General features: G+C 65.7%; 13 protein-coding genes. 8 read left to right on the forward strand and 5 right to left on the reverse strand.

Annotation, left to right across the window (positions count from 1 at the left end):
• The first annotated feature begins 39 nt into the window (after positions 1–39).
• Both O9320_14125 and msrB read left to right on the forward strand, forming a co-directional pair.
• A complete protein-coding gene (locus O9320_14125) occupies positions 40–1,629 on the forward strand; it encodes an ABC transporter substrate-binding protein (GenBank protein ID MCZ8311984.1) in 1,590 nt (529 codons plus the stop codon).
• A 22-nt stretch (positions 1,630–1,651) separates the two neighbouring features.
• Positions 1,652–2,041, forward strand: a complete 390-nt coding sequence (msrB, locus tag O9320_14130; GenBank protein MCZ8311985.1) for a peptide-methionine (R)-S-oxide reductase MsrB — start codon at positions 1,652–1,654, stop codon at positions 2,039–2,041.
• On the opposite strand, the gene O9320_14135 is transcribed toward msrB, so the two are convergent.
• Both O9320_14135 and O9320_14140 read right to left on the reverse strand, forming a co-directional pair.
• On the reverse strand, positions 2,038–2,766 hold the full coding sequence (locus O9320_14135; GenBank protein ID MCZ8311986.1) for a DUF1194 domain-containing protein: 729 nt from the start codon (positions 2,764–2,766) through the stop codon (positions 2,038–2,040). The genes msrB and O9320_14135 overlap by 4 nt on opposite strands.
• Before the next feature lie 36 nt (positions 2,767–2,802).
• On the reverse strand, positions 2,803–3,537 hold the full coding sequence (locus O9320_14140) for a cold shock domain-containing protein (protein ID MCZ8311987.1): 735 nt from the start codon (positions 3,535–3,537) through the stop codon (positions 2,803–2,805).
• Between the two features lie 419 nt (positions 3,538–3,956).
• Between O9320_14140 and O9320_14145 the strand changes: the two genes are divergently transcribed.
• Together O9320_14145 and O9320_14150 are read left to right on the forward strand one after the other, a co-directional pair.
• Positions 3,957–5,135 (forward strand): aminotransferase, encoded by a 1,179-nt coding sequence (locus tag O9320_14145; GenBank protein MCZ8311988.1) that lies wholly within the window; start codon positions 3,957–3,959, stop codon positions 5,133–5,135.
• A 103-nt stretch (positions 5,136–5,238) separates the two neighbouring features.
• Complete coding sequence (locus O9320_14150; protein MCZ8311989.1) at positions 5,239–6,462, forward strand: MFS transporter; 1,224 nt, start codon at positions 5,239–5,241, stop codon at positions 6,460–6,462.
• Here O9320_14150 and O9320_14155 read toward each other — a convergent pair.
• The 3 genes from O9320_14155 to O9320_14165 all read right to left on the reverse strand — a co-directional run bounded on the left by O9320_14155 (position 6,449) and on the right by O9320_14165 (position 9,373).
• Positions 6,449–6,889, reverse strand: a complete 441-nt coding sequence (locus O9320_14155; protein ID MCZ8311990.1) for a cupin domain-containing protein — start codon at positions 6,887–6,889, stop codon at positions 6,449–6,451. The genes O9320_14150 and O9320_14155 overlap by 14 nt on opposite strands.
• A 3-nt stretch (positions 6,890–6,892) precedes the next feature.
• Positions 6,893–7,504, reverse strand: coding sequence for a glutathione S-transferase (locus tag O9320_14160; GenBank protein MCZ8311991.1), 612 nt, complete (start codon positions 7,502–7,504; stop codon positions 6,893–6,895).
• A gap of 75 nt (positions 7,505–7,579) precedes the next feature.
• The gene (locus O9320_14165; GenBank protein ID MCZ8311992.1) at positions 7,580–9,373 is read right to left on the reverse strand and encodes a potassium/proton antiporter; all 1,794 of its coding nucleotides are present in this window, start codon (positions 9,371–9,373) and stop codon (positions 7,580–7,582) included.
• A 116-nt stretch (positions 9,374–9,489) separates the two neighbouring features.
• Between O9320_14165 and O9320_14170 the strand changes: the two genes are divergently transcribed.
• From O9320_14170 to O9320_14185, 4 genes are read left to right on the forward strand one after another with little or no spacing between them, the layout of a single operon-like run.
• The gene (locus tag O9320_14170; protein ID MCZ8311993.1) at positions 9,490–10,221 is read left to right on the forward strand and encodes a methyltransferase domain-containing protein; all 732 of its coding nucleotides are present in this window, start codon (positions 9,490–9,492) and stop codon (positions 10,219–10,221) included.
• The gene (locus O9320_14175) at positions 10,218–11,096 is read left to right on the forward strand and encodes a 4-(cytidine 5'-diphospho)-2-C-methyl-D-erythritol kinase (protein ID MCZ8311994.1); all 879 of its coding nucleotides are present in this window, start codon (positions 10,218–10,220) and stop codon (positions 11,094–11,096) included. Before O9320_14170 ends, O9320_14175 begins: the two co-directional genes overlap by 4 nt.
• Positions 11,097–11,139: 43 nt before the next feature.
• A complete protein-coding gene (gene gmd, locus O9320_14180) occupies positions 11,140–12,210 on the forward strand; it encodes a GDP-mannose 4,6-dehydratase (GenBank protein ID MCZ8311995.1) in 1,071 nt (356 codons plus the stop codon).
• The gene (locus tag O9320_14185; protein ID MCZ8311996.1) at positions 12,194–13,153 is read left to right on the forward strand and encodes a GDP-L-fucose synthase; all 960 of its coding nucleotides are present in this window, start codon (positions 12,194–12,196) and stop codon (positions 13,151–13,153) included. The genes gmd and O9320_14185 overlap by 17 nt, the downstream gene beginning before the upstream one ends.
• The last annotated feature ends 24 nt before the right edge of the window (positions 13,154–13,177 follow it).

Genomic DNA, 13,177 nt, shown 5'->3' on the forward strand with positions numbered 1-13,177 from the left:
ATTCAAAGACAAGCAAAACGAATGCAGGGAGAAGTCGAAATGCCCATCCGTCGGATGCTTCTGGCCGTGTGCGGCCTCGTCGGCGCGCTCGCCGCTTTTGCAAGCGCACCCACCGCGGCGCAAACGCCGCAGCGCGGCGGCACGCTCGTGTTCGCGGTCAATTCCGAACCGCCGAGCTACGACTGCATCAACACCACTACCTTCGTGGCCATGCAGACGCTGAGCCCGTTCTACTCGACGCTGCTCAAATACGACCCCGACAAGTTTCCAGAAATCCGCGGCGACCTCGCGGAAAGTTGGAGCGTTTCGGCCGACGGGCGCGCCTATACATTCCGCCTGCGCAGCGGCGTGAAATTCCACGACGGCGCCGAGCTCACCGCCGATGACGTTCGCGCGACGTTCGAGCGCATCCGCCGCCCGACGCAGGGCATCGTCTCGGTGCGCCAGTCCGACTACGAAGACATCGCTTCGATCGAAACGCCGGATGCGCGCACGGTCGTCTTCCGGCTGACGGCACCCAACGCCTCGATGCTGCTCAACTTTGCGAGCCCCTGGAACTGCGTGATGCGCGCCGCCGACCTCGCGCGCGATCCGCGCGCGCCCGAACGCGCCATCAACGGCACCGGCCCCTACCGGCTCGGCGAGCATTCGCGCGGCTCGCATCTTACGGGACAGCGCAACGCGACATATTTCGAACCCGGCAAACCCTATCTCGACGGCTTCCGCATCGTCTTCATGTCGGGTGCTGCGATGGTCAACGCGCTGCAGGGCGGCCAGATCATGGCCGAGTTCCGTGGCCTCACGCCCGCCGAGCGCGACCGCCTTGTGGCCGCCGCCCCCGACCGCTTCAAGGTCGAAGAGTCGCCGTGGGTGTGCAAGATGGACGTCTATTTCAACCATCGCAAGCCGCCCTTCGACGACGAGCGCGTGCGCCGCGCCCTGACTTTGGCCATCGACCGTTGGACGGGCTCGGCCGCCTTGTCGCGCACCGCGTTCGTGAAGGCGGTGGGGGCGTCGCTGCGCCCCGGCGACGCTTTGGCGATGAGCGATGCCGAGATCGAGAGATATCCGGGCTTCGGGCGCAACGGCGCTGCCGCCAAAGCCGAAGCGCGCCGCCTCCTGCAGGAGGCGGGGCAGAGCAATTTGCGCTTCAAGCTCGTCACGCGCAACGTGCCGATGCCGTTCCAGCCGATGGCCGTGTGGCTCATCGACCAGTGGCGCCAGGTCGGCGTCACGGTCGAGAACACGCCGATGGAAGTGGCCCAGCAGAAAGCGACCTACATCGCCGGCAACCACGAAGTCGGCCTCGACTCCAACTGCGTGGACGTGGACGACCCCAACCAGATGCTGCGCCTCTACGTGTCGAGCACGCGCTCGCCCACGAACTTCTCGCTGTACGAGGACGCAACGCTCGACGAGCTGTTCGAGCGCCAGCGCCGCACCAGCGACGCGGCCGAGCGCAGGCGCCTCATCCGGGAATTCGAAGACCGCTATCTGTCGCGCAGCATGACCGCACCGCTCTTGTGGTGGCACCGCATCGTGGTTTACGACAAACGCATCCAGGGTTGGAAAGCGCTGCCCTCGCACTATCTCAACCAAGACCTCGCCGGCGTCTGGCTGGCGAACTGAAGCCCCCTTAAGGAACACACGCATGGAGCGGTCGGACGAAGAATGGCGGCGCGTGCTTACGCCGCAGCAATATGCGGTGCTGCGCGGCCATGGCACCGAGCGCGCAGGCTCGAGCCCGCTTGATCGCGAAAAACGCGTCGGCGTTTTCCACTGTGCGGGCTGCGACGCGCCGTTGTTCGATTCCAAGAAGAAGTTCGACAGCCGCACCGGCTGGCCGAGCTTCACCGACACGCTGCCCGACGCGTGCGGCCGCAGCGAGGACCGCAAATTCTTCATGACGCGCATCGAGGTGCATTGCGCCAGATGCAAAGGCCATTTGGGCCATGTGTTCGAAGACGGCCCTCGGCCCACGGGCCTGCGCTACTGCATGAACGGGGTGGCACTCAAATTCGTGCCGACGGAAGGCGCTTAAGGGAGCGGACTGGCGAGTTGCGTGGTCGTGCCCGCAATCTCGCGCACGAGCTTCGAGAGAATCGCACTCGTGAAATTGGCGAAGGACTCGGCCGGTATTACAAACGCGCCGGGACCGCCGATCACTTCCTCGCGGTAATGCTCCTCGAGCCCGTCTTCGGCGGGACGGCCGAAATTCTCGTTGCCGCTCAGAATCGGCAGGCCGTTGATCGTGATGCCCTTGGCCACGGCCGCGTCGCGCGCGTCGCGCGCCGGGCGACCGTGATTGTTGCGCCCGTCGCCCGAAACGTCGATCACCAGCCGCGTGCCTTCGTAGCCGTTGTCGTCGAACAGACGGGCCGAAAAATCGATGGCGCCGCTGATCGAGGTGCGGCTCGCGGGCTGCTGCTGTACGGCCGCGATGCGCGCGATGAAATTCTCGATGCTGGCTGCGTCGCGCAGCACGGTCCAGTCCGCGACCACGCGCTGGTAGAAACTGCCCGCCCACTCGACATAGGTCACCGCGATGGCGCGATGCGGGCCCGACGAAACGGCCTGCAGCACGCGCGGATGGCGCAGGGCCGCAAAATAACCTTCGCGCTGCAGGCGCGCTTCGTCGGCGTCCACGCTGTAGGATACATCGACCGCCAGAACGAGCTCGAGATCGACCGGTACGGCAAAGGCGGGATGCCGCAGCCCCGCAAGGAGCACCACCAGAACCGTCAAGCCAAAAAGCGCGCGTCGCATCGAACTCCTCCGAATGCGGCGCCCGCAAACTGGCCGTCAGGCCGGGCGCCAGGGCTCCACGAAATCGCCAGGCCCCAGCACACGGTGCGGCGGCTCGTCGGGCATCGGCGGGTAGGCGTCGAACGCGTCGCTTCCCGTGGAATAGCCCTGACCGTGCATGCCGTGGTTCGCCTGCGGTGCGGCTTGCGCCAGCGCGCGCAATGCGATCGCCTCGAAACCGCGCTCGGTTTTCACGTAGTCGATCTCGACCGACATGCCCGCACTCTGCGGACCGGCGAGCCCGGCCGCTTCGAGCACGCGGGCGGGCAGATAGATGTCGCGCCCGAGATCCATGTCCGGGGCGGCAAAGCCAAAGCCTTTTTGCGCATTGAAGAACTTTACGACCGCCGACACAGTCTGATGGCCGCTCGGCGCCGCACGCTTGATCTCGGTCTGCGGCTTCCAGCCGACGCGCTCGAGATTGGCTTGCGTGGCATCGCTGCCGAGACGCCGCAGCTCCTGGCAAGCGAACCCTTTGGCGACCGGAACGATCATCAGATCGGCATCAAGGCCGGGCTTCAGATCGCGCGACAGGCTGGGGTCGAGCCGATTGCTGTGCACGAACACTTCGCGTCCGTCGTCGAGCAGGATGAAACCGAATCCCTTGGCGTGGTTGAACCACTTGACGATACCGTGCACCGGCCCTTCGGCGGACAGGCGCGGCGGCGGTGGCGGCGCGCTCGGAGCTGTTGCTTGCGGCGAATCGTAGAGCGGGACGGCCGGCGAATACATGCTCGGCTGCGGGGCCGCCCATGGGTCGGCAGCAGCCGGTTGCGGGGCGGGGGATTGCAGGACGGGCGATTGCGAGACGGGCGATTGCGGGGCTTCGGCCTGCGGCGCTGTTTGTCGCGACGCCGGGGCCCGACGTGTCGGTGCCGCAGCAGCCGGGGAAGCTGCGGGCGCAGCGCCGGACGTTGCGCGCGGCGGGCGCATCAGGAAGGCCGGTTGAAAATCGCTGTCGGAAGGGGCGGAGTCGTTACGCGTCGTTCTTTTGGTCATTTAAGCCGTCGAAATTTTCTGAGGAACACGGGAAATGGGAAAGATCAACTTCAACTCCTCTCAAAATGCCATCAACGCGGCAGGAATTCAATTGATTTGACCTGACCTGCGGCCTTGGGCATTTTGCCCGCCTTCGCGTCCCTTTGGCCGGTATGGCATCTCCCTTGAACCCGATCTTCGCCAATCTATCGACGTCGATTTTCGAAGAGATGTCGCTGCTCGCACGCCAGCATGCGGCGATCAATCTCGGTCAGGGTTTTCCCGACGATCCGGGCCCGGCCGATGTGCGCCAGAAAGCGGCCGAGGCCGTCGTCGATGGCTGGAACCAGTATCCGCCGATGATGGGCTTGCCCGAATTGCGCAGCGCCATCGCTGCGCACTATGCCGCCCACCAGAATCTCGCGATCGATCCCGAGCGCGAGACGATGGTGACCTCGGGTGCGACCGAAGCCATCGCGGGCGCTTTGCTTGCGTGCATCGCACCCGGCGACGAGGTGGTGCTGTTCGAGCCTGCCTACGACGCCTATCTGCCGCTTGTGAAGCGGGCCGGCGGCGTGCCGAAATTCGTGAAGCTGCGCCCGCCCGACTGGCGCTTCGATTTGGCGCAGCTCAAGGCCGCAGTGGGCCCACGCACGCGCGCCGTGCTTTTCAACAATCCGCTGAACCCGGCGGGCTGCGTTTACGACGCGGCCGATCTCGCGATCCTCGCCCAAGCGCTCGACGGCACCGACGCGATCGTGATCGCCGACGAAGTTTGGGAGCATGTGCTGTTCGACGGGCAGCGGCACGTGTCGGTACTGGCCATCCCCGAACTGCGCGAACGCAGCATCAAGATCGGCTCGGCTGGCAAGATCTTCAATCTGACCGGCTGGAAAGTCGGTTTCGTCGTGGCCGCACCTTCTTTGCTGAAGGTGCTCGCCAAAGCGCACCAATACATCACCTTCACCACGCCGCCCAATCTGCAGAGTGCGGTCGCCTACGGGCTTGCCAAACCGGCCGAACATTTCGACGCGATGCGCGCTGACCTACAGGCACGGCGCGACCATCTGGCCACCGGCTTGGCGCAGGCCGGATTCGCGGTACTGCCGAGTGCGGCCACATATTTCCTCAATGTCGATCTCGGGCCGATGGGACTCGACGACGATGCCGCCTTCTGCCGCCGCATGGTCGCCGATGCCGGTGTGGCCGCCATCCCCGTTTCGGCCTTCTATGCCGATGCCGGCATGCGCAGTACGATCCGTTTCTGCTTTGCCAAGAAATACGAAACGCTCGATGCGGCCGTCGCCCGCCTCGTCGACAATGCGGGACGGCTGCTGGCGGCGCGCTCGTAACGGCGGCGGCAACGCGCTATCGTCGCCGCAACAACTATCGGGAGAGACACCGCGTGAACGCCCGTTTCGAGATTGGCTGCGTCAGCCCGACGCGGCGCGCCGCTTGACCGACCCCACACGAACGCTCGACGGGCCGCAGAGCTGGCGGCGGCTTGCCCTTGCGATCGCGCTCTCGACGCTCGGCTGCGTCGGCATGTGGTCGGTCATCGTCGTGCTGCCGCAGGTGCAGGCCGAATTCGGCGCCAGCCGCGCCGACGTCTCGCTCGCCTACACCGCGACGATGATCGGCTTTGCCGTCGGCGGCGTCGTCATGGGGCGCTTGTGCGACCGCTATGGCACGATGTTGCCGGTATTCGGCGGCACGCTCGTGATGGCGGCGGGCTATGTTCTAGCGGGCTTCGCCGACAGCCTCGTCGTCTTCGCACTTCTGCACGGAATCGCGATCGCGGGCCTCGGCAGCTCGGCCATGTTCGGGCCGCTGATGGCCGACATCTCGCGCTGGTTCGTCCGGCGGCGCGGCATCGCCGTGTCGCTGTGCGCGTGCGGCAATTATCTGGCCGGGGCGATCTGGCCGCCGGCCATGCAACCCTTTCTCGACACGCTCGGCTGGCGCCAGACCTATATCGGCATCGGCGTGATCGTGCTCGCAACGATGCTGCCGCTGGTCCTCCTGCTGCGCGCCAAGCCGCCATCGGCCGCGGACGAGGCAGAAGGCACACAGGCGTTTCAGACGGCGGCGCAGCTTCGTCTCGGCTTGTCGAGCGGCACGATCCAGACCTTGCTCGTGGTCGCCGGTGTTGCGTGCTGCGTGGCCATGGCGATGCCGCAAGTCCATATCGTCGCCTACTGCGCCGATCTCGGCTATGGCGCGGCGCGCGGGGCAGAGATGCTGTCGCTGATGCTGGCATGCGGCGTTGCCAGCCGCATCTTGTCGGGCCTGCTCGCCGATCGCATCGGCGGTTTTGCGACCTTGCTGCTCGGCTCGTTTCTGCAAATGGTGGCGCTCGCACTTTATTTGTTTTTCGACGGGCTTGCCTCGCTGTTCGTGATCTCGGCCCTGTTCGGCCTGTTCCAAGGCGGAATTGTGCCAAGCTACGCGCTTGTGGTGCGCGCGATCTATCCGGCCTCGGAAGCGGGCATGCGCGTCGGCATCGTATTAATGGCGACCCTCGTGGGCATGGCGTTGGGCGGTTGGCTCTCAGGCGCCATCTTCGACTGGACCGGCAGCTATGCGCTGGCGTTCGTCAATGGGGTTGCGTGGAACATCCTCAATGTCGCGATCGTCGCGGGACTCATGTGGCGCGCGCGGATGCTCAGCCGCTTCTAGGACGCGGCTGCGAGCGCCAATCGGGCGGCGCGAGTTCGAAGCCGTCGAACGCAAAAGCCGGGCCCACCGTGCAGCCCACGAGCGTCCACGCCCCCAGGCTCGTCGCCGTTTGCCACACGCCCGCTTCGACGGTGACTTGCGGGCGCTGGCCGCCGAGAATTTCAGGACCGAGGATTTTGGCCTCCGCATCGTGGCCGTTGGCCGAAAGGGTCAGCACCATCGGTGCGCCCGCATACCAATGCCAAATCTCCGCCGCATCGACGCGATGCCAGTGCGAAAACTCGCCTGCGGCCAGCAGATAGTAGATGGCCGTCATGGCCCCGCGTGCACCCGCCGGATCGACATGGCGGAAGGTCTCGCGATAATGGCCGCCCTCGGGATGCGGACGCAACTCGAGGGCGGCGATGATCGAAGCAGCACTGTCCAACGCTTACGCCACCGGCATCGTGGCGGCGACCGACGGGCGGGTTGCGATCTTCTGCATCCAGGCAGCAAGCTTCGGGCGACCGGCATACGCATCGCCCACGACCGCGCGCAATTGCAGCCAGCCAACGGCGGCGACGACCGAGATCTGGCCGATGCCGAATTCGCCATCGAGCAGAGCCGCATCGCGCTCGATCTGGTCGAGCCCTTGCTGCACCTTGGCGGTCTGGCCGTCGATCCATTCCTTCCAGCGCAACGCTTCGGGGCGCAAAGCACCTTCGTAGCGCAAGAGAATGCCCGCATCGGCCACACCGTCGGCCAAAGCTTCGATGCGCAGGGCCTGCCAGCGTGCACCGCCCGCCTCCGGGATGATCTTGCGCCCGCCATGCAGCGAATCGAGATAGGCGCAGATCACGCGACTGTCGTAAAGCGCTTCGCCGCCGTCGGTCCACAGGGTCGGCACCTTCATCAGCGGATTGTCGCGGCCCAGATCGCGGTTGGGCTGGTCGGGGCGCACGCTTGTAACGACCTTTTCGATACGGTCGGCAAGCCCGCATTCGTGCGCGACGAGCATGACTTTGCGGGCATAGGGGCTGGCACCGCTGAAGGCGAGTTTCATGGGAACTCCGTTTTGTGGATCGGCGGAAAACGCCCGAGCTTAGGCGTTTAGGGCTCCGGCTTCAACGATGGGCCCTTACGGCGCGCGCGGCTGACCGCGCAGGCTGCGCCAAGCATTGGCCAAGCGCTGCAGAGCGCGCAACACCGGCAGGCGCTCGTCGGGCGCTTCGAGTTCAAGGCCGACTTTGGTCGCGCGGCCGCGCGCGATGGCACCCACGACGAGTTCAACCGGCCCCAGTGCGACGCGGTCGCCAGGGATAGCGTCGGGGCCGAGGCGCTCGGCGAGGAAATCGGCGAGCGTCTGCTCGGCGTTGGGCGCTTCGAACGGCACGCCGTACTGCGCGCACAAAACGCCAAGCTTCACGTCGCCCGCAAACACGAACTCGCCCATGTCGTCGATATTCTTGCGCCGCACCGGGCGCGGTGCGAACAGCCGATCGAGATCGATCGACTGTTCGGGCGGCACGAGGGCGATGATCTGGTCGCCGACGCTGAGCCGCTCGAGTTCTTGGCGATTGAGCAGCGTACCCGCACGGATCACCGCGATGATGCGGGCACGCCTTGGCAGCGGCAGATCCGTGAAGGGCCGGTCGAGGGCCGGGCTGTGCTCGGCCACGCGCCAGCTTGCCGCGTCGCGGTCGGCCACCAGCGGCAGGTCGATGTCGGTGCGCTCGGTCTTGTCGATCTGCGGCGGCAATGCGAGCCCCAGAAAGCGAGCGGCAATGCCGACGGTCCAGCCCTGCACCACGAGCGAAACGAGCACGACGACGAAGGCGACGTTGAAAAATATTTCGGCGTCGCGCACGCCTGCGATGACCGGGATCGAGGCGAGAAAGATCGGTACGGCGCCGCGTAAGCCCACCCACGAGATGAAGGTCTTTTCGCGCCAGTCGAATTTCGCGGGCAGCAAGCACAAAAATACCGCCGCCGGGCGGGCAATAAGCACCAGCGCCACAGCGATCGCGATCTCGGCCCCTACATGCTGCAACAGCTTCGATGGAGTCACGAGCAAGCCCAGCATCAGGAACATCACAATCTGCGATATCCAGGCGAGCCCGTCGTGGAAACGCAGGATCGTCGCCTGCGCACGGTGGCGCCGGTTGCCAAGCACGAGGCCCGCAAGATAGACGGCCAGGAAGCCCGACGCGTCGAGCGATTGGGCGGCCGCGAAAATCGACACGGCAAAAGCAGCGCACAGCACCGGGTAGAGCCCGCCCGCAAGTTCGGCGCGGTTAACGAGCCAGACGAGCACGAAGCCGCCTGCAATGCCGATCGCAGCCCCGCCCAGCATCTGCTTGAGGAAGAACAGGCCGAGCGTCCAATCGAGCGGGGCCGGATGCAGCAGATATTCGACGCACGCGATCGTCAGAAACACCGCCATCGGATCGTTGAGGCCGCTTTCGACCTCGAGCGTGGCGGCCACGCGCTTGTTGATTTCGGTCCCGCGCGCGTTGAGCAGCAGGAAGACGGCCGCCGCATCGGTCGATGCGACGACCGCACCCACGAGAAACGCCGCGATCGGCGACATCGACAGCGTGACGAACGCGACGGCGCCCACGATGGTGGCGGTTATCGCCACGCCGAGCGTGGCGAGCACGAAGGCCGGCTTGACCGCAAGCCGGATCGTCTGGCGCGAGGTGCGCAACGCGCCGTCGAACAGGATGATCGCAAGCGCCACCGAGCCCACGAGATAGGTGAGCTTGAAATCGCCGAACGCAACGCCGCCCGGCCCGTCTTCGCCCGCGAGCATGCCGAGCCCCAAAAACACGAGCAGCAACGGTGCCCCCAGGCGCGACGAGAACATGCCGGCCAGGATGCTGAGCACCACCAGAAATCCGCCCAACAAGATCGCTTGGTTGATCTGCTCCACGTTTGCGTCCCTTTCCGCCTCCCGCGCACATCCTAGACGCGATTGCGCCGAAATTGGGAGCCGTACTTGATCCGACACTTGCCCTTGTGCGGCTGACGGCAGAAACTGCGCCCGTCATGTGGTCCGACGTCGTCGATTTGCGGGATTTCTACGCAAGCCCCCTGGGCCGTACCGCGCGTCGGCTCATCGACGCGCGCCTACAGGAGATTTGGCCCGACGCGGCCGGTCAAGCGGTCCTCGGGCTCGGCTATGCGGTCCCCTATCTGCGCAATTGGCGCGGCAACGCCGCACGCTGCCTTGCCATGATGCCGGCCCCGCAGGGCGTGCTGCATTGGCCGCCCGAGGGGCCCAACGCCACGAGCCTCGTCGAAGAAGAAGCGCTGCCGCTGGCGGACATGTCGGTCGACCGCGTGCTGCTCGTGCACGCGATCGAGCATGCGGAATCGCTGCGGCCGTTTCTGCGCGAGGTGTGGCGCGTGCTGTCGGGCAGCGGGCGCGTGCTGATCGTGGTGCCCAACCGGCGCGGCATCTGGGCGCGCCTCGACCGCACGCCGTTCGGCCACGGCCACCCTTACACCTCCGGCCAGCTGCAGCGCCTGCTGCGCGACAATCTGTTCGTGCCGCAGCAGACGCGCAATTGCCTGTTCGTGCCGCCGCTGTCGGGAAGCCTGTGGCTGTCTTCGGCGCGCGCGTGGGAGCGAATAGGCGCACGGCTGTTTCCGGCACTCGCGGGTGTTACGATCGTCGAAGCGAGCAAAACGCTTTATGCGCCCGCACCCACGCGGCAGCGGGCCCGCGCCCGGGCGCGCGCCGCACCTGCCGCCGCCGAGCTTGCGCGCACGCGATGATCGTCGAAGCGGCACCGGCCAAGCTCAATCTCAGTCTGCAGGTCGTCGGCCGACGCGCCGACGGCTACCATCTGCTCGACGGGCTCGTCGCCTTTGCCGATATCGGCGACGTCGTTGCGGCGGAAGCGGCCGACGCGACAAGTCTTGCGATCGAGGGCCCGTTTGCGGCCGGCCTATCGGCGGGGCCGGACAATCTCGTGCTGCGCGCGGGCGCCGCCTTGGAAGCGGACACAAGCACAGCCGCCCTGCGGTTGGTCAAGAACCTGCCCGTCGCCAGCGGCATTGGCGGCGGCTCGGCAGACGCCGCCGCCGCTTTGCGCGCCCTCCAGCGTCTCTGGCGCCTCGACCTGTCGCCAAGCCAGCTGCATGCGATCGCAGCACGCCTCGGTGCGGACGTGCCGATGTGCCTGGCGAGCCAGCCCTGCTGGATTGCGGGTGTGGGCGACATTCTCGACCCACTCCCCGAGTTGCCCGAAGCAGGGCTGATCCTTGCCAATCCGGGCATTGCGCTGGCCACGCCGCTTGTGTTCCAGCGCCGCAGCGGCGGCTTTTCGGCACCCAAACGCTTTGCGATTCCGCTGACGGCGGCCGCTTTGGCGCAAAGCCTGGCCGCGACCGACAATGACCTCACCGAGGCTGCCGAGGCTTGCGTGCCCGAGATTGCGGCCTTGCGCGGCCAGCTTGCTTCCCTGCCGGGCGCACTGCTTTCCCGCATGTCCGGCAGCGGGGCCACGTGTTTTGCGCTGTTTGCCAGCCGGGCGGCAGCTGAAGCGGCTTTGGCCCCCCTCAAAGCCGCGATTCCGGCCGGGTGGTGGGCCGCCTCTGGGGGGTGGCATAAGGGGTCTGCAAGCGCCGTTGTCGCCCGCCATCCTTGATGCTAAACCCCTCCCCTCCCACGTATCTTTGCTGGAAAAAATCATGTCGAAACCCGTGGCACTCATTACCGGGATCACCGGCCAAGACGGCGCCTATCTGGCCGAATTGCTGCTGCAGAAGGGCTATATCGTCCACGGCGTGAAGCGCCGGTCCTCGTCGTTCAATACGGCGCGCGTCGACCATCTCTATGCCGACCGGCACGAGCACGGCGTGCGGTTTTTCATGCATTACGGCGACTTGACCGACGCCACGAACCTGATCCGCTTGGTCCAGCAGACCCAGCCGACCGAGATCTACAATCTCGCGGCCCAGAGCCATGTGGCCGTGAGCTTCGAAACGCCCGAATATACGGCCAATTCCGACGGAATCGGCACGCTGCGCTTGCTCGAAGCGATCCGCATCCTCGGCATGGAAAAGACCGCGCGTTTCTATCAGGCGAGTACCTCGGAGCTCTACGGCCTCGTGCAAGAGCGCCCGCAGAAGGAAACCACCCCCTTCCGCCCGCGCAGCCCCTATGCCGCCGCCAAGCTCTATGCCTACTGGATCACGGTCAACTACCGCGAAGCCTACGGCATGCACGCCTCGAACGGCATTCTGTTCAACCACGAAGGCCCGACGCGCGGCGAAACCTTCGTCACGCGCAAGATCTCGCGTGCGGTTGCCGCCATCAAGCTCGGTTTCCAGAAGAAGCTCTATCTCGGCAACATCGACAGCTACCGCGACTGGGGCCATGCGCGCGACTACGTCGAAGGCATGTGGCTGATGCTGCAGCAGGCCGAACCGGACGACTACGTGCTGGCCACCGGCGAAACCCAAACCGTTCGCGAATTCGTGAATATCGCGTTTGCGCAGATCGGCCGGCCCATCGAATGGCGCGGCAAGGGCGTGGACGAACAGGGCGTGGACGCCAAGACCGGCGAGGTCCTCGTCGAGATCGATCCGCGCTATTTCCGGCCGACGGAAGTCGATTTCCTGTTGGGCGACCCGTCGAAGGCGCGCGCCAAGCTCGGCTGGAAGCACAAGATCGGCTTCAAACAGCTGGTCGAGGAAATGGTTGCCTCGGACCTCAAACTCGTCGAGCGCGAGAGCCATCGCAATGACCGCAACGCCTGAGTTCGACCTCAAGGGAAAACGCGTCTTCGTCGCCGGCCACCGCGGCATGGTGGGTTCGGCCATCGTGCGCCGGCTGGCACGCGAAGACTGCACGGTGCTGACCGTGGCCAAGAGCGAGCTCGATCTCACGCGCCAGGACGCGGTCGAACGCTGGCTTGCCGCCCAGAAGCCCGATGCGGTGTTTCTGGCGGCCGCGCGCGTGGGCGGCATTCACGCCAACAACACGCGACCGGCCGAATTCCTCTATCAGAATCTCGCGATCCAGAACGCCGTCATCGACGGTGCCTACAAGGCGGGCGTCCGCAAACTCCTGTTCCTGGGCTCGACCTGCATCTATCCGCGCATGGCGCCGCAGCCTATCCACGAAGATTCGCTGCTGACCGGCCCGCTCGAGCCGACCAACGAATGGTACGCGATCGCCAAGATCGCGGGCCTCAAAATGTGCCAGGCCTACAAAAAGCAGTACGGCGTTGATTTCATCGCCTGCATGCCGACCAATCTCTACGGCCCCAACGACAATTACGACCTCGAAATGAGCCATGTGCCGGCCGCCACGATCGTCAAGGTGCACCGCGCCAAACGCAACAACGAGCCGAACATCCCCGTTTGGGGCGACGGCACGCCCTTGCGCGAATTCATGCATGTCGACGACATGGCCGATGCGTGCGTGTTCCTGATGCGCAACTATTCGGGCCTCGACGCGTTCAATGTCGGCGTGGGCACCGACGTTTCGATCAAGACCTTCGTCGAGACCGTGTGCAAAGTAGCGGGCTACAAGGGCACGCTCGCGTTCGACACGTCGCGCCCGAACGGCCCGCCGCGCAAACTGACCGACCCGTCGCGGCTGATGGCGCTCGGTTGGCGGCCCAAGATCGACCTCGAAACGGGCTTGGCCGACGCCTATCGCTGGTACGTCGAAAACGTCGCCGCGAAGGCCGCCTGACCCTCTCGACAAGGGCGCGCGGGC

Source organism: Magnetospirillum sp., assembly GCA_027532905.1.
In the GTDB taxonomy this organism is placed as follows: Bacteria; Pseudomonadota; Alphaproteobacteria; order CACIAM-22H2; family CACIAM-22H2; genus Tagaea.

What these genes read in the sequence shown, in the direction of transcription:
- msrB (MCZ8311985.1), top strand. Translation starts at nt 1,652, where the DNA reads ATGGAGCGGTCGGACGAAGAATGGCGGCGCGTGCTTACGCCGCAGCAA.
- O9320_14160 (MCZ8311991.1), bottom strand. Translation starts at nt 7,504, where the DNA reads ATGAAACTCGCCTTCAGCGGTGCCAGCCCCTATGCCCGCAAAGTCATG.
- O9320_14170 (MCZ8311993.1), top strand. Translation starts at nt 9,490, where the DNA reads ATGTGGTCCGACGTCGTCGATTTGCGGGATTTCTACGCAAGCCCCCTG.
- O9320_14185 (MCZ8311996.1), top strand. Translation starts at nt 12,194, where the DNA reads ATGACCGCAACGCCTGAGTTCGACCTCAAGGGAAAACGCGTCTTCGTC.
- O9320_14135 (MCZ8311986.1), bottom strand. Translation starts at nt 2,766, where the DNA reads ATGCGACGCGCGCTTTTTGGCTTGACGGTTCTGGTGGTGCTCCTTGCG.
- O9320_14145 (MCZ8311988.1), top strand. Translation starts at nt 3,957, where the DNA reads ATGGCATCTCCCTTGAACCCGATCTTCGCCAATCTATCGACGTCGATT.
- gmd (MCZ8311995.1), top strand. Translation starts at nt 11,140, where the DNA reads ATGTCGAAACCCGTGGCACTCATTACCGGGATCACCGGCCAAGACGGC.
- O9320_14140 (MCZ8311987.1), bottom strand. Translation starts at nt 3,537, where the DNA reads ATGTATTCGCCGGCCGTCCCGCTCTACGATTCGCCGCAAGCAACAGCT.
- O9320_14175 (MCZ8311994.1), top strand. Translation starts at nt 10,218, where the DNA reads ATGATCGTCGAAGCGGCACCGGCCAAGCTCAATCTCAGTCTGCAGGTC.
- O9320_14125 (MCZ8311984.1), top strand. Translation starts at nt 40, where the DNA reads ATGCCCATCCGTCGGATGCTTCTGGCCGTGTGCGGCCTCGTCGGCGCG.